This is a genomic window from Pseudomonas entomophila L48 (assembly GCF_000026105.1).
In the GTDB taxonomy this organism is placed as follows: Bacteria; Pseudomonadota; Gammaproteobacteria; order Pseudomonadales; family Pseudomonadaceae; genus Aquipseudomonas; species Aquipseudomonas entomophila.
In genome coordinates, this window is sequence record NC_008027.1 from 1,237,382 (window position 1) to 1,261,427 (window position 24,046).

The following is a 24,046-nucleotide window of genomic DNA, read 5'->3' on the forward strand; positions in this document are numbered from 1 at the left end:
ACATGCGCCTTTGGTGTGACTTCCATTCTTCGGCAATGTTGCTATGGTATCGGCCCCATTCCTGCGAATGGGTGGAACGAGACGAAGATGCCACTCCGTTCGAGGCTTTCGGCCCGAGGAATCTCGCCAAATTTCCTGCTGTATATAGTGAAAAGCCCTGCAAATGGCTTCCTATACTGCTCGCCCCCTTCGCCCTGCCGCTGCCTGACGCGCACGGTGGGCGGGCCGGCCCACAAGGCCGCCCGGCAAGACGACGCCCCGCCTATCGGCGTGGCCGGTGCCGCACGAAGGTCAAATCCAATAACAAAATGAGGTTGTATTGCTATGCCAGTCGGCAACCATCCTGCCCATGGCGAGTCCGCCCAGGGCGGCCCGCTCAAGCGTGAACTGGGCGAACGGCACATCCGCCTGATGGCCCTCGGTGCCTGTATCGGCGTCGGCCTGTTCCTCGGTTCGGCCAAGGCCATCGAGATGGCCGGCCCCGCCATCATGCTTTCCTACATCATCGGTGGCCTGGCTATCCTGGTGATCATGCGCGCCCTCGGCGAGATGGCCGTGCACAACCCCGTCGCCGGCTCCTTCAGCCGCTATGCGCAAGACTACCTCGGCCCGCTGGCGGGCTTTCTCACCGGCTGGAACTACTGGTTCCTGTGGCTGGTGACCTGTGTCGCCGAGATCACCGCGGTGGCCATCTACATGGGCATCTGGTTCCCCGACGTGCCGCGCTGGATCTGGGCGCTGATGGCCCTGGGCAGCATGGGCGCGATCAACCTGATCGCGGTCAAGGCGTTCGGCGAGTTCGAGTTCTGGTTCGCCCTGATCAAGATCGTCACCATCATCGCCATGGTGCTCGGTGGCATCGGCATCATCGCCTTCGGCTTTGGTAACGATGGCGTGGCCATGGGCATCTCCAACCTGTGGAGCAATGGTGGCTTCATGCCCAATGGCGTGACCGGCGTGCTGATGTCGCTGCAGATGGTGATGTTCGCCTACCTGGGCGTGGAAATGATCGGCCTGACCGCCGGCGAAGCGCGCAACCCGCAGAAGACCATCCCCCAGGCTATCGGCTCGGTGTTCTGGCGCATCCTGCTGTTCTATGTGGGCGCGCTGTTCGTGATCCTGTCGATCTACCCGTGGAGCGAGATCGGCAGCCAGGGCAGCCCCTTCGTGATGACCTTCGAGCGCCTGGGGATCAAGACCGCCGCCGGCATCATCAACTTCGTGGTGATCACTGCCGCGCTGTCGTCGTGCAACGGCGGCATCTTCAGCACCGGGCGCATGCTCTACAGCCTGGCGCAGAATGGCCAGGCGCCGGCCGCCTTTGCCCGCACCTCGAAAAGCGGTGTGCCACGCAACGCGCTGCTGCTGTCTATCGGCGCACTGCTGCTGGGCGTGCTGGCCAACTACCTGGTGCCGGAGAAGGTGTTCGTCTGGGTGACCTCGATTGCCACCTTTGGTGCGATCTGGACCTGGGTGATGATCCTGCTGGCGCAGCTGAAGTTCCGTGCCGGGCTGAGCACTGCCGAGCGCAACGCGCTGAAGTACCGCATGTGGCTGTGGCCGCTGAGCTCGTACCTGGCGCTGGCGTTCCTGGTGCTGGTGGTGGGCTTGATGGCGTATTTCGAGGATACCCGCGTGGCCCTGTACATCGGCCCGGCGTTCCTGGTGCTGCTGACGGCGCTGTACTACACCTTCCGCCTGGCGCCGAAAGAGGCGCAGGGCGTGGCGAGTACCGCCTCCTGATGAACAAAGCCCCGGCCAGTGCCGGGGCTTTGTTTTTGGGGCAATGATCACGTGTAGGAGCCAGCCTTGCTGGCGAAGCAGGCGCCGCGGTGCATGGCACCGGCTGCGCCGGTGTTCGCCGGCAAGGCCGACTCCTACAGCAATCTGTTGAGACAAAATGCCATCAGGCCGCCGCTTCGCTATGCGGTTCGAAACTGTCGGCCCGCGCCAACTGCCACATCCGCGAATAGAACTGCCCATTGACCTCGCCGGTCAGCAACTCCCCCGGCTTGAGGAACACATGCATCTGCGAGAACAGCTTGATCTCGGTCGCCGAGATCCGCCGCACCAGGTGCTTGGCCTCCAGCTGCGCCGGATGCTCCAGGCCCGCCGCAGCCAGCATCTCGGCCAGGGCGCGCAGGGTGTTGTGGTGGAAGTTGAGCACTCGCTGGGCCTTGTCCGGCACCACCAGCGCGCGCTGGCGCAGGGCATCCTGGGTGGCCACGCCGGTCGGGCACTTGTTGGTGTGGCAGCTCTGCGACTGGATGCAGCCGATGGCGAACATGAAACCGCGCGCCGCGTTGGCCCAGTCGGCGCCGATGGCCAGCACGCTGGCGATGTCGAAGGCGCTGACGATCTTGCCGCTGGCACCGAGCTTGATCTTGTCGCGCAGGTTCAGGCCGACCAAGGTGTTGTGCACAAACAGAAGGCCCTCGCGCAGCGGCACGCCGATATGGTCGGTGAACTCCACCGGCGCGGCACCGGTGCCGCCCTCCTTGCCGTCGACGACGATGAAGTCGGGCAGGATGCCGGTCTCCAGCATGGCCTTGGCGATGCCCATGAATTCCCACGGGTGGCCCAGGCAGAACTTGAAGCCCACCGGCTTGCCGCCGGACAGCTCACGCAGTTGGGCGATGAAATGCATCATCTCGATGGGGGTGGAGAATGCGCTGTGGCGCGAGGGTGAAATACAGTCTTCGCCCATCAGCACACCACGGGTATCGGCGATCTCTTTCGTGACTTTGTGCTTGGGCAGGATGCCGCCATGGCCGGGTTTCGCGCCCTGGCTCATCTTGATTTCGATCATGCGTACTTGCGGGGTTTGCGCCTGGGCGGCGAAGCGCTCGGGGTCGAAGCGCCCATCCGGGGTGCGGCAACCGAAGTAGCCGCTGCCCAGCTCCCACACCAGGTCGCCGCCGTGTTCACGGTGGTAGGGGCTGATGCTGCCTTCGCCGGTGTCGTGGTGGAAGTTGCCCAGCTTGGCGCCCTGGTTGAGGGCGCGGATGGCGTTGGCGCTGAGCGAGCCGAAGCTCATCGCCGAGATATTGAAGATCGAGGCGGAATACGGCTGGGTGCACTGCGGTCCACCGACGGTGACGCGGAAGCTCGCCGGGTCGGCCAGTGGCGCCGGGCGCATCGAATGGCCGATGAACTCGAAGCCTGATTCGTACACATCGATCAGCGTGCCGAAGGGTTTGTCCGAGGCTTCGTTCTTGGCCCGGGCGTACACCAGCGAGCGCTGGGCGCGGGAGAAGGGCAAAGCGTCGCTGTCGGCTTCCAGCAGGTACTGGCGGATTTCCGGGCGGATGCCTTCGACCAGGTAGCGGATATTGCCGAGGATCGGGTAGTTGCGGCGCACTGCGTGGCGCTGCTGCAGCAGGTCGAAGACGCCGATCAGGCTGAGCACCCCAGTGGTCAGGGTGAAGGGCCACAGCCAGTCGTGCTCGAGGAAGGGCAGGCTGGCAAGGGTGAACAGCACGCAGGCGGCGAAGAAGGCGTAGCGACTGAGAAGTGACAGGCTCATACGGGTTCCTTGCGAATGGCTCGGTCAGGCTCAGGGCCTGGCAAGGCCCGACCATAGCCCGGTTGGGCGGCGGTTTGCCAGTTTCGGGGCGGGCGCGAATATGAAAATTCGGGTATCGAAAATCATTCGCAATATAGTATGTTATAAAGTATCACTTTTATCCCCAGGAGGCTCCACCATGAAAGCAGGCATCCACCCCGCTTACCGCCCTGTGCTGTTCCACGACACCGCCGCCGATGTGTACTTCCTGATCGGTTCGACCGTCGACACCGATCGCACCCAGGTGCACAGCGATGGCCAGACCTACCCCTATGTGGCGCTGGATGTGTCCAGTGCCTCGCACCCGGTGTACACCGGGCAGCAGCGCAAGACTACGGTGGAAGGGCGTGTCGCCGGGTTCAACAAGCGTTTCGCCGGCTTCCAGGCCACCCGCTGAACCTGTAGGAGCGGCTTTAGCCGCGAAACGGGCGGCGCGGTATCTGGCACCCGCTTCGCGGGTGATCGCGGCTGAAGCCGCTCCTACGGGGGCGGCGTCTGGCGCACCAGGTGTTGATGCCATTGCGCTTGCTCGGCTGCAGGTGCCTCCACCAGATACTCATATCTCCCTGCCACGCGACAGGCCACGGCCACGCCATCCCTGTAGAGCAAGCGATTGCCGCCAACCGCCGGCACTTTGCTCCCCGGCAACAGGCTCCCGACCAGGTTCAACGGGTCGCAGGCACTGACCACCACCAGTGCGCCATCCAATGCCCGCCTGCGCACTTGCCGCAACAACCCCACTGCCTCAGGCAAGGCGAACTGCTCGCCCGCCAACCCGGCAATGAAGCGCCCGCCGCGAATCTCGCCGCGTGCCTCGAGCCGGTGATAGCAGCGCAGCAACTCACGCCAGGGCGGCAGCACATCGCTTTCACGTTCCAGCAAACGCCAGCACACCACCCCATAGCGGCGCAGCAGGCTGCGCGCCAGATGTTCGAGGCGCTGGTCTTCGTCCACGGTGCCTGCGCCCCGGCGTAGCAAGGCCCAGCGCCCGGCGTGGGCCATGCTGCTGGACACGGGAGGGTGCCCGCGACGGCTGTTTCGTGGGCTGCGCTTGGCTGCTGGGGTGATCAGGCTGCGCAGGCCACTGAAGCCATCGGCGCTTGCCAGTCCGGCCCCGACCAATTCCTGAAGGGCCGCCTCAAGCTCACTGGGTAGCAGGTGAGCCTCACGGGTCAGTTCGTCGAAGAACAGCGCGCCCTGTTCCTGCAACGTCTGCAACACCCGCTGTGCCCGTGAGCCCAACTGCTCGGGATCGGCTGTCGGGGCCAGGCTGCGCCACAGCCCGAGATGCTCGCGTGGCAACAGCACCAGTGGCGTGCTGCCCAGGGTGCTGGCCGAGGCCGTGGCCGCCAGCCGGCTCCACGCCCACTGCCCGCTGCGGCAGGCATCGTCCAGCCAGTGCGGGCTGTAGTCCTTGATCCGTGCCGGCAGCAGCTCGGTTTCCCAGGTTGCGGCGGCGCACGGGTAGCCCTGCAGTTGGCCGAGTACTTCGCCCACTGCCTGGGGGCCGCGCAGGCGGGTTTCGCCCGCCAGGTGCTGCCAGTCGAACAGAAACCGCATGAAATCCTGCAGGCTTACCGGCTCGATTTCCCGGCGCAGGCGCTTGACCGTGTAGCGGTGGATGCGTGCGAGCAGATGCCGCTCGCACCATTGCAGTTCGTCTTGGCCAGGGCTGAAGTGGCCGCGCAATACATAGCCTTCGCCTTCCAGGCGGGCGAGGGCCTGCTCGCAGTCGCCGGTTGCCAGCCCCAATGGTGTGCTGATCTGTTTCAGGTCCAGCGGGCCGAAACCGCTCAGGCGTGCACGCAGCAGTTCGATCAGTGCGCTGTCTGGCGTGTGGTTCAGCTCGAAGCCTGGAAGCACTGGCAGGCTGGGTTCAAGCTGGGCTGCGGGGTACAGCGCCATGAGCAGGCTCTGACGCTCGCGGGCTAACCACAGGTGTTGCAAGCGGCAGGCGCGCCCGCTACCCGAGAGTGCTTCCAGCAGGGCGTCCCATTCAGGATTGGCCTGTACCTCGGTTTGGGTGATGACCCCTAGGCTCATCAGTGCCTCATGCATCTCATCGGCAGTGGTCGGCTGCGGCCAGGCCTCGGCCTGCACGGCGTCAATGGCGTCGGCGTCCAGCGCGCCCAGGTCGTCGCTGCTGCTCACTTCGTTCCAGCGTCGGTTGAGCACTGCCTGGGTGCGTCGCTCTTCCAGCGGGGCGTCGTCGAGGAAGGTATAAGGGCGCGCGTTGAGGATCGCCGAGGCCAGTGGCGAAGGGGCCGGCAGGTCGCGGCTGAGCAGGCGCACCTGGCCGGCTTCCATACGCCGCAGCAGGGCCAGCCAGCCTTCACTGTCCATGGCTTCATGCAGGCAGTCGTCGAGGGTCTGTTCGACCAGCGGATGATCGGGGATCTGCCGTTCACCGACGATGTTCTCCAAACAGGCGATCTGGTCGGGAAACACGGCGGCCACCAGGTCCTCACTCTTCATCCGCTGGATCTGCGGCGCCACCTTGCGCCCGCCCACATAGCGCGGCAGGGCCAGGGCCACCGCCGCATTCCAACGCCAGCGCACGCCGAACAGCGGGGCGTCGAGCAGCGCCTGGACCAGGATCGGCTCTGCCGTGCGGCTGTTGAGGTAGCGCCATACTTCGTCCAGCGCGAAGCTGTGGCTGGTGGACAGCGACAGCACGATGGCGTCCTCGCTCGCCGCCGCCTGCAGTTCGAAGTTGAAGGTGCGGCAGAAGCGCTTGCGCAGGGCCAGGCCCCAGGCGCGGTTGATACGGCTGCCGTAGGGCGAGTGGATGATCAGCTGGGTGCCGCCGGACTCGTCGAAGAAGCGCTCCATCACCAGGGTCTGCTGTGAGGGCAGGGCCCCGAGCACATGCCAGGTGCGGCCCAGGTAGTCGAGCAGTTGGCGGGCACAGTCTTCATCCAGTGCATAGTCGGTCTGCAACCAGGCGAGCACCTGGTCGCTGTCACCCTGTTGCAGTTGCGCATCGATCCGCGCCTGCAGACGCGCCACTGCGGCGGACAACTCATCGCTGCGCCCGGGCGCTTCGCCCAGCCAGAACGGGATAGTCGGCGGCAAGCCATGGGCATCTTCCACCCGCACCCGCCCGGGCTCGACCCGCAGGATGCGGTAGGACGCATTGCCCAGCTGGAAGATATCGCCGGCAATGCTTTCAACCGCGAAATCCTCGTTGACGCTGCCGATGTTCAGCGCTTGGGGCTCCAGCAGCACCGCGTAGTCGGCGGTCTCCGGGATGGTGCCGCCGCTGGTCAGCGCGGTCAGCTGGCTGCCTCGGCGCCCACGCAGCGTGCCGCTCACCGCGTCGCGGTGCAGATAGGCGCTACGCACGCCCTGGCGACCGTTGAAACCCTCGGCGAGCATGCGCAGCAGCGCCTGGTAGTGGCGATTGTCGAGGTCGGCATAGGGCGTGGCCTGGCGCACCAGGTCGAACAGTGCCGTCTCGGCCCAGGGTTGGTTGCTGACTTCGGCGACGATCTGCTGAGCCAGCACATCCAACGGTGCATGGGGAACATGCAGGGCGTCCAGTTCACCCTGGCGCACGCAGTCGAGCAGCGCCACGCACTCGATCAGGTCGTCGCGCGAGGTGGGGAACAGGCGGCCCTTGGGCACGCCGTCGACCTGGTGGCCGGAGCGCCCGACACGTTGCAGGAAGGCGGCGATCGAGCCGGGCGAAGCGATCTGGCAGACCAGGTCGACCTCGCCAATATCGATGCCCAGCTCCAGCGAGGCGGTAGCCACCAGCACCTGCAACTCTCCGGCCTTGAGCCGTTGCTCGGCGGCCAGACGATATTCCTTGGCCAGGCTGCCATGGTGCGCGGCCACGGCGTCGTTGCCCAGGCGTTCGCCGAGGTGGCGGGTCAGGCGCTCGGCCAGGCGCCGGGTGTTGACGAACACCAGGGTGGTGCGGTGCTCGCGGGCGAGGGCGGCGAGGCGGTCGTAGACCACGTCCCAGACGTCGGTGGCCATCACCGCGCCCAGCGGCACGGGTGGCACTTCCAGGGCCAGGTCGCGATGACGGACATGGCCGATATCGACGATGGCACAGGGGCGCTTATGCCCGACCAGGAACTCGGCCACACGCTCTACCGGGCGCTGGGTGGCGGACAGGCCGATGCGCCGCAAGGGCCGCCCGGCCAATGCCTGCAGGCGCTCGAGCGTGAGCGCCAGGTGGCAGCCGCGCTTGTTGCCGGCCAGGGCGTGGATCTCGTCGACGATCACTGTGTGCACGCTGGCCAGGCCCTGGCGGCCGGATTCAGAGCCCAGCAGCACGTAAAGCGACTCCGGCGTGGTCACCAGGATGTGCGGCGCCCGCTTGCGCATGGCGGTGCGTTCTTTCTGCGGGGTGTCGCCGGTGCGCACGGCGGTGGTGATGCGTGGCACCTTCAGGCCAAGTTGTTCAAGGCTTTGGCTGATGCCTTCAAGCGGTGCCTCGAGGTTCAGGTGGATGTCGTTGGACAACGCTTTGAGCGGCGAGACGTACACCACCTGGGTCTGCGCCGGCAGTTCGCCGTCGTTCGCCAGGCCCTGGCGGAACAGTTCGTCGAGCACGGCGAGGAAAGCGCTCAAGGTCTTGCCCGAGCCGGTCGGTGCGGCGAGCAGCATCGACTGGCCGCCGTGGATCAACGGCCAGGCGCGGGCCTGGGCCTCGGTGACCGTGGCGAAGCGTTGGCGGAACCAGGTGGCGACGGCCGGGTGGAACAGCTCGAGCACCGGGTGCGGGTGGGCTGGCAAGTTCATGGGTTGGTTATGGCGGGGCAAGGGCGGATTGGCAAGGGGCCGTTCGTCTGCCAGTTCCGGTCCCTTCGCGGGTGATGTGCGTTATCCTCTGCGCCCTCGTTCGTCCAGGAGCCCGTCATGCCCAAGACCATCCACATCGCCGCCGCCCTGCTGATCGACCCGCAAGGCCGCACCCTGCTGGTACGCAAGCGCGGCACCCAGGCGTTCATGCAGCCGGGTGGCAAGATCGATGCGGGCGAATCGCCGGCCCAGGCGCTGGTGCGTGAACTACATGAAGAACTGGGGCTGCGGGTCGACCCCGACCAGGCTATGCATCTGGGCAGCTTCAGCGCACCTGCGGCCAACGAACCCGGTTTCGTCGTCCAGGCCGAGCTGTTCCGCGTAGACAGCGCCGAGGCCGTGGCCCCGGCGGCGGAGATCGAGGAGATAGTGTGGTTGGCTGCGGAGCAGGCGCCGGACTTGAGCCTGGCTCCCCTGACCCGCGATCTGATCCTGCCGCTGTGGCGCGAAGGCCTCAACGCACCGCGCTGACGCCGTCCAGGGTGGCGAACGAAGTGTCCTTGGCGGTCAGCAGGAAGTCGCGCATGTACGGCGCATCGAGCATGTCGGTGCGCACCGCCGCGTAGAGCGTGGCGAACAGCCCCTTCTCACCCAGGCGCTTGCCCTTCACATAGCCGCGCGAGCTGTACTCGTGCAGTGCCCAGTGCGGCATGCCGCACACGCCGCGGCCGCTGGCCACCAGTTGCATCATCATCACCGTCAGCTCCGAGGTTCGCACCGCGGCCGGCTCGATGTCGGCCGGCTCCAGGAAGCGGGTGAAGATATCCAGGCGGTCGCGTTCCACCGGGTAAGTGATCAGGGTCTGGTCGAGCAGGTCCTGGGGCACGATGTAGGGTTTGCTGGCCAGTGGATGCTGGTTGGCCACCGCGAGCATGGCTTCGTAGGTGAACAGGGGCACGTAGGTGATCCCGGACAGGTCCACCGGGTCGGAGGTCACCACCAGGTCCAGGTCGCCCCGGGCCAGCGCCGGCAGCGGGGCGAAGGCGAAGCCCGAGGCCAGGTCCAGCTCGACTTCCGGCCAGGCGTCGCGAAACTGGTCGATGGTCGGCATCAGCCACTGGAAGCAGCTGTGGCATTCGATGGCCATGTGCAGGCGCCCGGCGGTGCCGCCCGCCAGGCGCGCGATGTCGCGTTCGGCGCCGCGCAGCAGCGGCAGGGTGGCGTCGGCCAGTTGCAAGAGGCGCAGGCCGGCACTGGTGAAGCGGATCGGTTTGGTCTTGCGCACGAACAGCGGCAGGCCCAGGCGCTCTTCCAGCTCCTTGAACTGGTGCGACAACGCCGACTGCGTGAGGTGCAGGCGTTCGGCGGCCTCCACCAGGCTGTCGGCTTCGCGCAGGGCATGAAGGGTTTTCAGGTGGCGGATTTCCAGCACAACGGCTCCGTGAACAATCTTTGAGGGAAAACAGGATGGGGTTGAGTTTCCCTCATGTTCCCCTAGGCTGTCGACTGCAGGTTGTCCATGACCGCTCGGCAAGGTTCACGAAACTGTCACGGTTTTGTGGCAGCGCCCTCGAACGGATTTCATCAGACTCGCGCTCTACTGGGGATCTGCATTCTGGTGTTTCTTTTCATGCGGGCTTTATTGTTTTTCTTCTTGCTTCTGGCCAGCGTGCCGGCGAGCTTCGCCGATGACCGCTGCAACCCTCATGTGCCGGTACAGCGTGCCGAGCTGGGTGAACTGAGCCTGGTCTACCAGAGTGTCGGCGCGCCGCGTGATCCGGTGTTGCTGCTGGTCATGGGCCTGGGTGGCCAGCTCATTCACTGGCCGGACGACGTGGTCGAGGCGCTGTGTCGGCAGGGGTTCCGGGTCATCCGCTATGACAACCGTGATGTCGGCCTGTCGCGCTGGAACCAGCTGCCGGGCTCGGCCAACCTGACCGTCGAACTGCTGCGCTACAAGCTGGGGTTGCCAGTGTCGGCGCCTTACACGCTGACCGACATGGCCGGTGATGGGGTGCGGCTGATGGATGCCCTGGAAGTACGGCAATTTCACGTACTCGGGGTGAGCATGGGCGGGATGATTGCCCAGCACATCGCGGCAATGGTCCCGGAGCGGGTGCGCAGCCTGACGCTGGTGATGTCCAGTTCAGGTGCTGCCGGCTTGCCGGCGCCGAACCCGGCGCTGGTGCAGTTGCTGGCGCGGCGCAGTGCGCCGAGCCGCGAGGTGGCCATCGAGCAGCAGGCCGACTTGCTGGCGGCGCTGGGTAGCCCGCAGGTGCATGATGACCGCGCGGCTTTGCTGGAGCAGGCGGCGGTGGCGTATGACCGGGCGTTCAATCCTGAAGGCGTGAAGCGCCAGATCATGGCGATCCTGGCCGAACCGAGCCGGGTGGAAATGTTGAATCAGCTTCGGGTGCCCACGCTGGTGGTGCATGGCACGGCCGACCCGTTGTTGCCGGTGATGCATGGGGTGCACCTGGCGGCGCATATCCAGGGCAGCCAGTTGCGGCTGATCCCAGGGTTGGCGCATCGCTTTCAGGAACCGTTCAAGGCGCCATTGCTGGGGGCGGTCCTACCCTACCTGCAGGCGCATCGGCAGGATGTCACGCACATCGCCCGGCTTTGAAGGTTGCCTCACCTGGTCCGCCCGTAGGAGCGGCTTTAGCCGGGATCACCCGCGAAGCGGCTGTCAGGTACCGCGTTGCCTGTATCGCGGCTAAAGCCGCTCCTACGGTCCCATGCAAGGGCAGGGCGTTCAGTGCATCCGCACCCACACGCTCACCAGCACCGTCGCCGCCACCAGCCAGGCCACCGTGGCCAGCGCCAGTGAGGTTTCCAGGCGCAGGCGGTCGACCAGTACGTACAAGGTTGCCAGGTAGACAAAGTAGGGGATGATCGACCACATCCCGAACAGGATGGTGGCCTTCAAGTCTTCCAGCGAGCGCCCCTTGCCAACGATGTAGTGGGCGATCAGGGCAAAGGTGGGAAACAGCGGCACCAGGCCGGCAATGTAGTAGTTGCGGGTCTTCGACAGGATCGCCAGAAGCACCACCACGCCGGCGCCCAGGGCCGCTTTGAATACCAGGTCCACGTTTTATTTCCAGGTTGAGGTTGCCGATCAGCCGAGGCCGTACTTCTTCACTTTGTCGAACAGCGTGGTCTTGGCCATGCCCAGCTCCTGGCTGGCCTGGCTGAGGTTGCCACCGGTGCGTTGCAGGGCGTCGCCGAGCAGGTTGCGCTCGAAGGCCTCGACCGCCTCGGCGAACCCAAGGCCCTGGCTGGCGCCGCCGCTCGGGCTCTTCTTGAACGCCGGCAGGCCGAGGGCGTGGCGCTCGGCGACGTTGCGCAGCTCTCGCACGTTGCCCGGCCAGTCGTGGGCCATCAGCCGCGACAAGGTCTGGCTGTCGATCTCTGGCGTTTCACGGTCGAAACGCAAGGCCGACTGCTGCAGGAAGTGTTCGAACAATTGCAGGATGTCTTCGCGGCGTTCGCGCAGTGGCGGCAGCTCAAGCGTCACCACGTTGAGGCGGTAGTACAGGTCGCTGCGGAACTGGCCGCTCTGGCCGAGCGCGGCGAGGTCCGACTTGGTGGCGGCGATCACCCGGCAGTCCACCGGGATGCTCTGGTTCGAGCCCAGGCGCTCCAGGGTGCGCTCCTGCAGCACGCGCAGCAGCTTGATCTGCAAGTTGACCGGCATGCTCTCGACTTCGTCGAGGAACAGCGTGCCGCCGTTGGCGTGCTCGATCTTGCCGATGCGGCGCTTGCCGGCACCAGTGAAGGCGTTGGCCTCATGGCCGAAGATCTCGCTCTCGAACAGGTTTTCCGGCAGGCCGCCGCAGTTCAGTGCCACGAACGGTTGGCCCTGGCGCCGGCTGAAGTCGTGCAGGCAGCGGGCGACCAGCTCCTTGCCGGTGCCGGTCTCGCCTTCGATCAGCACGTTGGCCGAGGTGTCGGCGACATTGGCGATCAGTTCGCGCAGGTGCTCCATGGCCGGCGAGCGGCCGATGATCCGGCCCTCCAGGCTGCTCTGCTCGGCCAGTTGGCGGCGCAGGGCGAACACCTCGCGGGACAACCCGCGTTGCTCAAGGGCGCGGCGCACCACGTCGACCAGACGCTCGGGCGAGAAGGGCTTCTCCATGAAGTCGTAGGCGCCATTGCGCATGGCGCCGACCGCCATGTCGATGTCGCCGTGGCCGGTGATCAGCACCACCGGCAGGCTGCGGTCGCGGGCCTTGAGGCGGTTGAGCAGCTCCAGGCCGTCGATGCCGGGCAGGCGGATATCGCTGACGACGATGCCGGCGAAATCATCACCGATGCGTTCGAGCGCCTGCTCCGCGCTGCCGACGCCCTCGCAGGCGATGTCTTCCAGGGCCAGCGCCTGCTGGCAGCCGAGCAGCACATGCGGGTCGTCTTCGACGATCAGAACGGTGAGAGGTGCTTGGTTCATAGGGGCTCAGCCAATTCGCTAGGGGGCGTGACCAGGGGCAGGGCGAGAACGAAGGCCGTGCCACCGACGGTGGGGTGTTCGACGCTCAGTGTACCCTTGGCGGCGGTGGCCAGGCTCGCCGAGAGGGTCAGGCCCAGGCCCAGGCCGTGCTCGCCCGGTTTGGTGGTGAAGAAGGGTTCGAACAGGTGCTTGCGCGCCTCGGCGTCGATGCCGTGGCCATTGTCGCGCACCCGCAGGCGGTATTTGTCGCCCTGCAATTCGCCTTCCAGCCACAGCTGCGGCAGTGGTTGGGTAGCCATGGCGTCCAGGGCGTTGCCGATCAGGTTGACCAGGATCTGCTCCAGGCGGGTCTGGTCGATGGCCAGTTGCTGGTTGTCGAACTCACGGTGCAATTGCAGGTGGCAGGCGCTGATGCGGTTGCCCAGTACCTGTAGCGTTGCTTCCACGGCCTTTTCCAGCGAGGCCTGGCCGCTGTCGTCGCCACGCCGGGCGAACGAACGCAGGCTGGCGGTGATGCGGCCCATGCGGTCGATCAGATCGTTCATGGTGCGCAGGTTGGCGCTGGCCGTTTCCAGCGCGCCACGCTCGAGGAAGCGCACGGTATTGCCCGACAAGGTGCGCAGGGCCGCCAGCGGCTGGTTGAGCTCGTGGGCGATGCTGGTGGACATCTGCCCGATGGCCGCCAGCTTGCCGGCCTGGACCAGTTCGTCCTGGGCGTGGCGCAGGGTTTGCTCAGCATGCCGGCGCTCGCGGATCTGGCCTTTGAGGCGTTCGTTGCTGGCGCGCAGGTCGGCGGTGCGTTCGGTGATCTTGCGCTCCAGCTGGCTGTTGGCTTCCTCCAGTGCCTCGCGCGCGGCCAGGCGAGTGGCGATCACCTTGCGCCGTTCGTTCCAGGCGATGCCCAGGATCGCCAGCAGGGCGAAGGCTACGCCCACCAGGATGCCCTGCACCATGGATTCGCGGCGAAGGTCCTGCAACGGCGTGAGCAATGTGAAATGCCAGGGGGTGTCGGCCAGGCGCCGGGTCTGGGCCAGGTAGGCGACTTCACGCTGCTTGCCCTGGGCGGTTTCGCTGTTGGCCGGGAAGGTGAGTTTCTCCACGCCGTCGGCGAGGGTTTCACGGGCCAGTGGCTGCAACTCGTTGAGTGGCCACCAGTAGTACTGCAGGCTGCGCGCCAGGCGCTCCTTGATCTGTGGCGAGAGCGGGCGCACCGACTTCAGGCGCCGTGCCGGGTCGCTGGAGAGAATGATGATGCCGTTCTCATCGCTGACAAAGGCTTCCAGGCGGGCACGCTGCCAGCGTTCTTCGAGCGTATCGAGGCGTACCTTGATGACTGCCACACCGATGATCTTGCCGTGCTCTTCCAGCCCATGGGCCAGGTAGTAGCCGGCCTCGCCAGTAGTACTGCCGATGCCGTAGAAACGCCCGGGCTCGCCGCGCACGGCGTCCTGGAAGTAAGCGCGGAACGACAGGTCCTCGCCCAGGAACGAGTCGGCATCGCGCCAGTTGCTGGTGGCCTGGACCCTTCCGTTGGTGTCGAGGACGAAGATCGCCCGGCTGCGGCTGCGGCGGTTCAGGCCTTCGAGGTATTCGTTGACCGTCTGGCGGTAGCCGCCGTCCGGGTCGGTGAGCAATTGCGAGACGCTGTCTTCCAGCTCGAGCAGGCTGGGCAGGTAAGTGTACTTGCTGATCTCGCTCTCGACCGTGCGCGCGTGCAGTTCCAGCTGGCGCTCGCCGGTTTCGCTGAGGGTGCGGATGCCGTTGTTCTCGCTGATCAGGAAGCCAGCCAGGCCCAGACCGACCATCAACAGGATGACCAGGGGCGGCAGCAGCAATTGGCGGATCAGGCGGGATTTCACGGCGGGCTGTGCAGGGTGAAGGAGCGAAGGGTCGCATTTCATCACAGTGGCCTTGTCACGACCAGCATCCGCTGCCCGGCGCGAAGCCGGGCAGCGTCACTGTGGCCGACTTAGTGTTGCAGGATCTTGCTCAGGAAGTGCTGGGTGCGCTCGTGACGGGCGTTCGGGTTGCCGAAGAAGTCTTCCTTCTGGCAGTCCTCGATGATGTTGCCCTTGTCCATGAAGATCACGCGGTTGGCGACCTTGCGCGCGAAGCCCATTTCATGGGTCACGCACATCATGGTCATGCCCTCGTGGGCCAGCTCGACCATCACGTCCAGTACTTCGTTGACCATTTCCGGGTCCAGCGCCGAGGTCGGTTCGTCGAACAGCATGACGATCGGGTCCATCGATAGCGCGCGGGCGATGGCCACGCGCTGCTGCTGGCCACCGGACAGCTGGCCTGGGTGCTTCTTGGCGTGGGCGCCCAAGCCCACGCGGTCGAGCAGGGCCAGGCCCTTCTTGGTGGCTTCCGCCTCGCTGCGGCCAAGCACCTTGCGCTGGGCGATGGTCAGGTTCTCGGTGATCGACAAGTGCGGGAACAGCTCGAAGTGCTGGAACACCATGCCCACCCGCGAACGCAGCTTGGGCAGGTTGGTCTTCGGGTCGGCGATGGAGGTACCGTCGACCACGATATCGCCCTTCTGGAACGGTTCCAGGGCGTTGACGCACTTGATCAGGGTGGACTTGCCCGAACCGGACGGGCCGCACACGACCACCACTTCACCTTTCTTGACCTCGGTGCTGCAGTCGGTCAGTACCTGGAAGTCGCCGTACCACTTGTTGACGTTCTTGATGGAAATCATACGGTGATCCTTTTTTGCAGGCGCTTGACCAGCCAGGAAGCGGAGAAGCTGATGAGGAAGTAGACGACACCAGCGAAGATCAGGAACTCGTGGGAGCGCCCGATGATGTCGCCGTTGGAGCGGGCCGAGTTGAGGAAGTCGATCAGCCCGACGGTGTAGACCAGCGAAGTGTCCTGGAACAGGATGATGCTCTGCTGCAGCAGCAGCGGGGTCATCTTGCGGAACGCCTGGGGCAGGATGATCAGGCGCATGCACTGGCCGTAGCTCATGCCCAGCGCCTGGGCCGCGCCCATCTGGCCCTTGGAGATCGACTGCACGCCGGCGCGCACGATCTCGCAGAAGTAGGCCGCCTCGAACATCATGAACGCCACGACGCAGGAGGTGAACGCGCCTACCGGGGTATCTTCGCCGGTGATCCAGCGCAGCACGAACGGCACCGCCAGGTAGAACCAGGTGATCACCAGCAGCAGCGGGATGGAGCGGAAGTAGTTGACGTAGGTGCCGGCGATATTGGCCAGCAGCTTGTTCGACGACAAACGCATCAGGGCGAGTATGGTGCCCAGGGCAATGCCACCGACCACGCCCATGACCATCAGTTGCAGGGTCAGGACCATGCCGTCCCACAGAGCGGGCAGGGCCGGGATGATTTCACTGAAATCCATGTCCATTTACTTGCCTCCCACGGAAATCAGGCCCGGTACCGCGACTTTCTTCTCGACCATGCGCATGAGCAGCATCAGGCCCATGTTCAGGGTGAAGTAGATCAGGGTGGCCAGGGTGAATGCTTCGAACAGGTTCGCGGAGAACTCGGCGGTCTGCTTGGTCTGCGCCAGCAGCTCCATCAGGCCGATCAGCGACGCCACCGAGGAGTTCTTGAACACGTTCAAAAATTCCGAGGTGAGTGGCGGAATGATGATCCGGTAGGCTTGGGGCAGCAGCACGTTCATGTAGATCTGCGGCAGGCTGAAGCCCATCGCGCGCCCGGCCGACTCCTGGCCGCGGGGCAGCGCCTGGATGCCGGTGCGGACCTGCTCGCAGACACGGGCGGCGGTGAACAGGCCGAGGCAGATGACCACGCTGATCAGTGCCGAGGTGGTCGGGTTGAGGTCCTGCTTGAACCACTCCTGCAAGCCTTCGGGCAGCAGGTCCGGCACCAGGAAGTACCAGATGAACAGCTGCACCAGCAGCGGCACGTTGCGGAACAGCTCGACGTAGGCGGTGGCAATCCCTGACACCAGGCGGTTCGGGACGGTGCGCATGACACCGAGGAGCGACCCCAGCAGCAGCGCGATGATCCAGGCGGAAATGGCGATCGCGATGGTCCAGCCCAGGCCGGTGATGTACCAGTCCAGATAGGTTTCGCTGCCCACGCCGGTGGACTTGAAGAACACGCCCCAGTCCCAGTTGTAATTCATCGGGATTTCCCCTCAGACGATTGTTTCACGGGCACCTCGATACATCCGGGGGCGTTCGACGCCCTCGGATGTAAAGGTTAGACACTAACTAAGTGGCCTGTTGGATGGATTCGCGCGGATGCGCGCCAGGCCACTATCAGCTGAAGGTCAGGACTTCTTCTCGTCCGCAGCCTTGTCGGTCGGCTCGGCGATCAGCTTCTTCAGTTCATCGCTCATCGGGAACTGAAGGTTCAGGCCTTTTGGTGGAATCGGCTGCTGGAACCACTTGTCGTAGCTCTTGTTGACCTCACCCGACTTGAAGTAGGCGACGATGGCCTCGTCGACCGCTTTCTTGAAGGCCGGGTCGTCCTTGCGCACCATGCAGCCGTAGATTTCGTACGACTGAGGCGTGCCGGTGATCACCCAGTCGGTCGGCTTCTTGGCCTTGGCCATTTCACCTGCCAGCAGGGCGTCGTCCATCATGAAGGCTACGGCGCGGCCGCTTTCAAGCATGTTGAAGGCTTCGCCGTGGTCTTTGGCCGAGATCACGTTCATCTTCATCTGCTTGTCGGCGTTCATCGCCTTGAGGATGCGCTCGGAGGTGGTGCCAGCGGTGGTCACCACGTTCTTGCCGGCCAGGTCCGGGAAGTCTTTGAAGGATGGCTGGCCATCCTTGACCTTGGTCAGCAGGCGGGTACCCACTTCGAAGATGCCCACCGAGAAGCCGACCTGCTGCTGGCGCTCGACGTTGTTGGTGGTGGAACCGCACTCCAGGTCGACGGTGCCGTTCTGCACCAGCGGGATGCGGGTTTGCGAGGTGACCAGGTTGTACTTGACCTTGATGTCGGTGCCCAGTTGCTTCTTCAGGGCTTCGACCACGGCCAGCTGGATGTCGTGGGAGTAGCCCACGGGCTCCGGTTTGCCGGCGAGGTAGGAGAACGGAATGGAGGAGTCGCGGTGACCCAGGGTGATGGTGCCCGAGTCCTTGATCTTCTTGAGAGTGCCGGTCAGTTCTTCAGCCATGACTGGCGACGCGATGACCGCGGCCGCGATGGCGGCGCCCAGCAATTGACGAACGATGCGCATCAAATTTACCTCGACGTGTTTGTTTTTTTTATGGAGCCGTTGGCGGACTCTTTCGTTCAACGAATACAGCATGAAGCGGTGTGCATTCGGCTACTGAGTGTAGAGCATGAGTCGTGCCAAGCCCCGGTGCTGATCATAACGCCGCGAAAATGCTGGGGATTACTGTTTGGTGAAGGTTTTTGGGTGTCATTTGATGTCCGTCAAACCGAACGCGTTGCCATATGGCGTTCGGAAATCCGAATGAGTGATGGGCGCCTTGCATAACTATCTACCGACAGGCCAGGCCAGGACACTGGCCAACTGAGCTTTTCCCATCAGGTAAAGCCCATGAGTGTTCACGAGATTGCCCCCGACTCCATTGATGCCTTAATTGCCAAGCGACTTCCAGCCTGGATGCAGACCGCCTCGCTCAGCCGCTTGCAGGCCTTGCATCGCGCTTTGAAGGCACAACAGAAGAGCGCGCAGAAGATGCGAGAGCTGATGGCGTCCGTACCTGCGCTCGATGACTTTGCCGAGCCCTTGCTGAAACAAGCGGTGCTTGAGCAGCTCAAGGTCGATATCGACATGCGTACCAGCAGTGTGCGGATTGTGCAGTCGTCGTATTACCCCACCTTGATCAATTCAGCCCCGCACTTGAGATCCCGGCATGTGTCCAGTCAGCCATTGCTGGCCGCGGCGCTTCACAATTACACGGAAGAGGAAACCTATGGCGATCTGCTGCGCGACGCGACATTCCTCGACGCCAGCAATAATCGCTTGAAAATCGAGTTCACGGGGTTCGCGCAGCTTTGCCGCAGCCTCGATCTCGGTGGTCAGTACCAGGCGCTTCTCAAGAGGTGCTTGCAGCCGAGCGTCACGACAGCGCAATCCACAGTCCACGAGCAGATGGAGGAAGACCTGAGGGCACGCCTGGAGGTTGCTGTGCGCCGGGCGATTCTAGAGGCGAGCATTGATGAGCGTGCCTATCTGCAGTTGTTACCGCTGTGTTCGCCACAACCCATCGTACCCGGCGATACAGCTGTGTTGACGTGTCGGCAGTTGAACGTGCTGGGCAAACGGGTGGAAGGGGTGGTGACTCTGGAAGTGCGGGAGAAGGCCGCCGATAGCGTCACGGGGGTTATCAGCTGGATTCCGGACGATCCGCTGCAGTCCGTGCAGCATCACGAATCCTGGGCGGCGCTGTATGCGACGCTGGCGAAGCGGTTTCGCCAGAAGGACTATGTGGAGTTCTTCATGCGTTTCATCCGTGAACGGGACAGGCCATCTTTCACCAAGGCCTTGAACGCATTGCTCAAGGACACCGACAGCCACAAGGCTATCGAATTGGATGGTCGTCACACGGCTGTCGACGGCACGTTGTTCGCGTACCTGCGCCAGCTACGCATCGAGAAAATTCTCGACGACGCACGGATGTTGGCGGTGCCGACCGACGATGAAGACATCGCGGCGCGTCGGGTGCGCTTGGACCTGTACGTGGAGAGCGGGTTGACGCTGCTCAACCTGGCCGGGCTGTTCGTGCCGGTGCTGGGTCAGGTCATGCTCGGCGTGGCGGCGGTGCAGATTGCCAACGAAGTCTACGAGGGGTACGAGGCCTGGACGCTAGGTGACCGCCAGGCAGCGCTGCAGCATATGTTCGGGGTGGCAGAGAACGTTGCCGTGGGAGCGCTCATCGCCACGGGCGGGATCGCCGTGGGCAAGGTGCTGGAGCGTGTGCCTTTTGTCGATGGATTGGCACCTATCGTGACCGATGCCGGGCATTTGAAGGTGCACAGTGAGCCACCAGCTCATGAGTGGAGCGGCACAGGAAGGCTGATGCGCGAGTTTGGCAGCGAGCTGAGTACTGTCACTGACGAGCAGGCCATCAGGCTGGCCGAGAACACCGGTTTCGCCGAAGAGCACCTGCGCCTGTTGCATCTGGAACAGGGAGCGGCCCCCGCACGCTTGCTGGATGCCTGGGAGCGTTACCAGATTCACGAGGCATTGCCTGCACTGCGTGATGAAACCCTCGAGGTGGAGGTTCGCTCCAGGCAGGTTGCCGATACGCCGGAAGTGGCGCTGCTGAAACGGGATTTTCCTGGCTTGAGCAGCCGTGGCGCGAAAGAAATCGTCGAACGGGCCAGCTCGGCGCAACTCAAGGATTTGCTGGACAAGCGGCGTGTTCCAATGAGCCTTGCCGAGCAGGCGCACTGGTTCCTGCGTGACACTCGGGTGGACAGGGCTATCGCTGGCTTGCGCCAGGCCAGCGCGGCCAACCAAGGCACCGAACGCTTGGCGCTGGGCCTAGTCGACCAATTGGCCCCTTGGCCCCAGACATTGCGCCTGGAAGTCCGGGCAGGCTCCAGCGAAGGCCCGGTGCGTGTCAAGATCGGGAGTGAAGAGGCGGCGGCGCAGGACGTGATTTGTATTGTTCGTGGCGAAGAAGGCTACCTCGCGGGAGACGGCCAGGGCCTCCCTTTGATGCAGGCAACGGTGCAGGACACCTTGCTCCAGGCCGTACTCCTGACGCTGGAGCCTTCGCAAAAATTGCTCCTTGGCAACGCCGCGCTTGATGAGCAGGCGTTGATCGACAAGCTGGTGCAGGCCGCCAGTGAAAAGCGAGATCAGGTGGCCAGCTTGATCGGCCAGGTGGCGGTCGGCGAGGGTATCCGCCCCCTGACGCGCTTTGCCGACGGCCGTCTGGGGTACCCGCTGAACGTACGCGTGACGAGCAGTCTGCAGGCAAGCCGACGAGGTATCCAACAGATCTACCCCACTTTCGACAACGCGCAACTGGAGCGCTACATCGAGGATCTGCTGGCCAGGCGTGTGGATCCCTGGTTGCACTACAATCGGCTGCAGCGCCAGCTGGCCCGCCTGCGGGAGACCCTGCAGGCCTGGCAGGGGGCAGGGCGTGGAGTGCTGGACAAGTTGAGGCGCAGGCGCGTGGCCAGCGCCTTGCGCCGTTGCTGGCGACGCAAGAGCTCGACGCTCGGAGATGGCGGCCATTGGTTGTTGATCCGCGGCGAGCATGTCGGCAGCCTGCCAAGCCTGCCGACGGGGGTGACATACCCGCATGTGACGCGTCTGACCCTGCGCGACATGGACCTCGATTTGCTCGATGCGGACTTCCTGGAGCGCTTTCCTGAACTGCAGGAGCTCGACCTCAGGTATAACCAGCTGAGCGAGGTGCCGGCAGGTATCGAGCAGTTGGTTTCGTTGCGCTACCTGCGCCTGGGCCATAATCGGATCGTGATGAGCAGCGCCGGTAACCGGCGCCTGCAGACACTGCTCAACTTGCGGGAGCTCGATCTGAGTCATAACCCGCTTGGCCGTGCGCCTGACGTGGATGGGTTACGCCATCTGCGTCATCTATCGCTGAACGCTGCCGAACTCGACACATTGCCGGAACGTGTCGAGCAGCTGCCCTGGCAAGGGATTGCCGATTTGCGCAACAACAGCATTCAGCATGTTCGCCAGGACCTGCACAACATGCGGTTGCGCCTGCAACGGATGGTGCTTCACGACAACCCATTGGACGAGAGCAGTCAGGCGTTGGTGAACATGGCCGCGAGCGAACCCCACAATCTGCGACCCGTCGGCCATCAGTTGATCGACAAGGCTGCGCGGGAACGATGGCTGGCGGGCAGCACTGGCAAAATTCGTAGCAGACGCGAAGCGCAATGGCTGAGGTTGCGTGAGGATCCTGAGTCGACGGACCTGTTCCAGTTCATCGCCGATTTTGCCGAGACTTCCGACTTCCGCCAGCATGCAGATTTCTATCGAAGGCGTATCTGGCGAATGTTGGACGCCTGCGCTCGGAACACTGAGCTACGTACGATCCTGTTCACCCAGGCCGGTGGAACACGTACCTGCGAAGATCGCCTGCTCCTGATACTCAGCGAGCTGGAGACCACGCTCTATGTGGAACGCTTGGCGGCGGGGCAGAATCTGGCCGAGCGCGAGGTGGCTCTGGTGAAGGCTGGTCAAGGCTTGTATCGCCTGGACGAGGTCAATTCGATCGCCGCACGGAAGGTCAACATGCTCGAGCGCAAGGGCGGTGATGTCGATCCTATCGAGGTCTACCTGGCCTATCGGACACATCTTGCCGAGTCACTGGGGCTTCCGGGCCAGCCAGATGGCATGTACTACCTGACGGATTCCAGGGTGACGCCGGGCGACCTGAACACGGCGATGCTCCAGGTGTTGCGGGAGGAGACGCCGGAAAGGCTGAGCGCGGCCCTGTCGGAGCGACCTTTCTGGGATCGGTATGTGCACGTTCGCTATCCGGAGCAGGTCGATGCCCTGGTTGCGGCACTCGACGAACAGCTCACCCATGCCGAGCTGCTCTCCGAGCAGATGTATCTGGTTCAGTCCGACGCGTTGCGCACGCAGTACGAAACGTCGTTGCAGGCGCTCCGGCTGAAGTTGGCTCAGGAGGCCTACGCGCGTTTCCTGGTACCCGCTGCGGTTACCGAGGGTTGATCAAGCGGCCTGGACGCGTGCCTGCTTCAAACGGGCCTGCCGCAGGTACTCCTCGAGTGCCTGCTGTTCGGCGGTCGTGGTGAACAGGCCCAGCTTGGTGCGGCGCCAGAGGATGTCGGCGGCATCGACCGCCCACTCCTGCTCGCGCAGGTAGTCCACCTCATGGCTGAACAGACCACCACCGATGGACTGCCCCAGGCCCTCTGGGCCTTCCACGCCATCGAGCAAGCGCCAGACGCGGCTGCCGTAGGTCACCGCCCAACGCTTGGCGATGTCCACCGGCAGCCAGCCATGGCGTGCCAGCACCGCGTCGACCAAGGCTTGCACCGTGGTCATGCTTTCACCACCAGGCAGTGGCGCGCTGGCGGTCCAGCTGCCACGCATCTGGCTGAAGAATGGTTGCAATTCGCCCATGGCCGACTCGGCCAGCTTGCGGTAGGTGGTCAGCTTGCCGCCAAACACTGAAAGCAGCGGCGCCTCGCCTTGCGCGGCGGACAGCGCCAAGGTGTAGTCGCGGGTAACCGCCGAGGGGTTGTCCGACTCATCGTTGCACAGTGGGCGTACACCGGAGTAGGTGTGCAGGATGTCAGTACGGCTGAGCTGGTGGTTGAAGTGCTCGTTGACCACCTTGAGCAGGTAATCGGTTTCCTGTTCGGTGATCGCCACCTTGGCCGGGTCACCGCTGTACTCGCGGTCGGTAGTGCCGATCAGGGTGAAGCGGTCCAGGTATGGAATGCAGAAGACGATGCGCTGGTCTTCGTTCTGCAGGATGTAGGCGTGCTCGCCTTCGTACAGGCGAGGGACGATCAGGTGGCTGCCCTGGATCAGGCGGATACCGTAGGGCGCCTCGAGCTTGAGGTCGTCCTTGATGAAGCTGGCGACCCAGGGGCCGGCGGCGTTGACCAGGGCACGGGCACGAATGGTCTGCAGGCTGCCGTCGGCATGCTGCAGTTCGACCTGCCACAGGCCATCGATGCGCTCGGCGCGCAGGCAGCGGGTGCGGGTATGAATGTGCGCGCCTTTTTCGCGGGCGGCCATGGCGTTGAGCACCACCAGGCGTGCGTCATCCACCGCGCAGTCGGCGTACTCGAAACCGCGGGTGATGGCCGGCTTGAGCGGGTAGCCCGGGCCGAAGCGCAGGCCGCGCGAGGCACCCAGGCGCTTGCGCTTGCCCAGGTGGTCGTACAGGAACAGGCCGGCGCGGATCATCCAGGCCGGGCGCAGGTGCGGGCGGTGCGGCAGGACGAAGCGCATGGGTTTGACGATGTGCGGCGCCTTGGCCAGCAATACTTCGCGTTCGGCCAGGGCTTCGCGCACCAGGCGGAACTCGTAGTGCTCCAGGTAGCGCAGGCCACCGTGGATCAGCTTGCTGCTGGCGGAGGAGGTATGTTGTGCCAGGTCATCCTTTTCACACAGGAAGACTTTCAGGCCGCGCCCGGCGGCATCCGCCGCGATGCCCACGCCATTGATGCCGCCGCCGATCACGGCGAGGTCATAGCAGTCGGCAGGGGATGGCTGGGACGAAACGGGCTGGGACACGGCAAGGCCTCCTGAGGCTGTTCACAGCGAAAGTGAACATTGATGTTCGTTTTCGAAAATATTAGCGCAACAGAAAGCCTGTCGCCAGTCAGTCT

16 protein-coding genes are annotated in these 24,046 nt (G+C 64.3%); 5 read left to right on the plus strand and 11 right to left on the minus strand.

The genetic code is table 11. From position 1 onward, the window contains the following. Window positions 1-324: 324 nt before the first annotated feature. Window positions 325-1,743, plus strand: coding sequence for an amino acid permease (locus PSEEN_RS05480; protein ID WP_011532495.1), 1,419 nt, complete (start codon window positions 325-327; stop codon window positions 1,741-1,743). Window positions 1,744-1,906: 163 nt separating this feature from the next. Here PSEEN_RS05480 and PSEEN_RS05485 read toward each other — a convergent pair whose 3' ends face one another. Next, complete coding sequence (locus PSEEN_RS05485; protein WP_011532496.1) at window positions 1,907-3,526, minus strand: FMN-binding glutamate synthase family protein; 1,620 nt, start codon at window positions 3,524-3,526, stop codon at window positions 1,907-1,909. 178 nt (window positions 3,527-3,704) lie between these two features. On the opposite strand from PSEEN_RS05485, the gene PSEEN_RS05490 reads away from it, so the two are divergent. Next, window positions 3,705-3,962, plus strand: a complete 258-nt coding sequence (locus PSEEN_RS05490; RefSeq protein WP_011532497.1) for a type B 50S ribosomal protein L31 — start codon at window positions 3,705-3,707, stop codon at window positions 3,960-3,962. Window positions 3,963-4,045: 83 nt separating this feature from the next. Here the strand turns inward: PSEEN_RS05490 and PSEEN_RS05495 are convergent, their stop codons facing one another. Continuing rightward, a complete protein-coding gene (locus tag PSEEN_RS05495) occupies window positions 4,046-8,320 on the minus strand; it encodes a DEAD/DEAH box helicase (RefSeq protein ID WP_011532498.1) in 4,275 nt (1,424 codons plus the stop codon). Between the two features lie 117 nt (window positions 8,321-8,437). Here PSEEN_RS05495 and PSEEN_RS05500 point away from each other — a divergent pair, with 117 nt between their 5' ends. Continuing rightward, window positions 8,438-8,851: an NUDIX hydrolase gene (locus PSEEN_RS05500; protein ID WP_011532499.1), complete on the plus strand. Its 414-nt coding sequence runs from the start codon at window positions 8,438-8,440 to the stop codon at window positions 8,849-8,851. Here the strand turns inward: PSEEN_RS05500 and metR are convergent. After that, window positions 8,835-9,752 (minus strand): transcriptional regulator MetR, encoded by a 918-nt coding sequence (metR, locus tag PSEEN_RS05505; RefSeq protein ID WP_011532500.1) that lies wholly within the window; start codon window positions 9,750-9,752, stop codon window positions 8,835-8,837. The two genes, PSEEN_RS05500 and metR, sit on opposite strands and share 17 nt — an antisense overlap. Before the next feature lie 198 nt (window positions 9,753-9,950). Here metR and PSEEN_RS05510 point away from each other — a divergent pair, with 198 nt between their 5' ends. After that, window positions 9,951-10,946, plus strand: coding sequence for an alpha/beta fold hydrolase (locus PSEEN_RS05510; protein WP_044487765.1), 996 nt, complete (start codon window positions 9,951-9,953; stop codon window positions 10,944-10,946). Window positions 10,947-11,075: 129 nt separating this feature from the next. On the opposite strand, the gene PSEEN_RS05515 is transcribed toward PSEEN_RS05510, so the two are convergent. The 7 genes from PSEEN_RS05515 to PSEEN_RS05545 form a co-directional block, all read right to left on the minus strand. Next, entirely contained in the window at window positions 11,076-11,411 is a 336-nt protein-coding gene (locus PSEEN_RS05515; protein WP_011532502.1) for a GlpM family protein, read from the minus strand. A 27-nt stretch (window positions 11,412-11,438) separates the two neighbouring features. Further along, window positions 11,439-12,767, minus strand: a complete 1,329-nt coding sequence (gene aauR, locus PSEEN_RS05520; RefSeq protein ID WP_011532503.1) for a two-component response regulator AauR — start codon at window positions 12,765-12,767, stop codon at window positions 11,439-11,441. After that, window positions 12,764-14,668, minus strand: coding sequence for a two-component sensor histidine kinase AauS (gene aauS, locus PSEEN_RS05525; protein ID WP_011532504.1), 1,905 nt, complete (start codon window positions 14,666-14,668; stop codon window positions 12,764-12,766). The genes aauR and aauS overlap by 4 nt, the downstream gene beginning before the upstream one ends. A gap of 68 nt (window positions 14,669-14,736) precedes the next feature. After that, the gene (locus PSEEN_RS05530; RefSeq protein ID WP_011532505.1) at window positions 14,737-15,471 is read right to left on the minus strand and encodes an amino acid ABC transporter ATP-binding protein; all 735 of its coding nucleotides are present in this window, start codon (window positions 15,469-15,471) and stop codon (window positions 14,737-14,739) included. Beyond that, window positions 15,468-16,139, minus strand: coding sequence for an amino acid ABC transporter permease (locus PSEEN_RS05535; RefSeq protein ID WP_011532506.1), 672 nt, complete (start codon window positions 16,137-16,139; stop codon window positions 15,468-15,470). Before PSEEN_RS05535 ends, PSEEN_RS05530 begins: the two co-directional genes overlap by 4 nt. Further along, window positions 16,140-16,886 (minus strand): amino acid ABC transporter permease, encoded by a 747-nt coding sequence (locus PSEEN_RS05540; protein WP_011532507.1) that lies wholly within the window; start codon window positions 16,884-16,886, stop codon window positions 16,140-16,142. A 147-nt stretch (window positions 16,887-17,033) separates the two neighbouring features. Next, window positions 17,034-17,951: a glutamate/aspartate ABC transporter substrate-binding protein gene (locus PSEEN_RS05545; RefSeq protein ID WP_011532508.1), complete on the minus strand. Its 918-nt coding sequence runs from the start codon at window positions 17,949-17,951 to the stop codon at window positions 17,034-17,036. A 327-nt stretch (window positions 17,952-18,278) separates the two neighbouring features. On the opposite strand from PSEEN_RS05545, the gene PSEEN_RS05550 reads away from it, so the two are divergent. Continuing rightward, a complete protein-coding gene (locus PSEEN_RS05550; protein WP_011532509.1) occupies window positions 18,279-22,412 on the plus strand; it encodes an NEL-type E3 ubiquitin ligase domain-containing protein in 4,134 nt (1,377 codons plus the stop codon). Here the strand turns inward: PSEEN_RS05550 and glpD are convergent, their stop codons facing one another. Next, window positions 22,413-23,951 carry a glycerol-3-phosphate dehydrogenase gene (glpD, locus tag PSEEN_RS05555; RefSeq protein WP_011532510.1) on the minus strand — a complete coding sequence of 513 codons (1,539 nt, stop codon included), beginning with the start codon at window positions 23,949-23,951 and terminating at the stop codon, window positions 22,413-22,415. Between the last annotated feature and the right edge of the window lie 95 nt (window positions 23,952-24,046).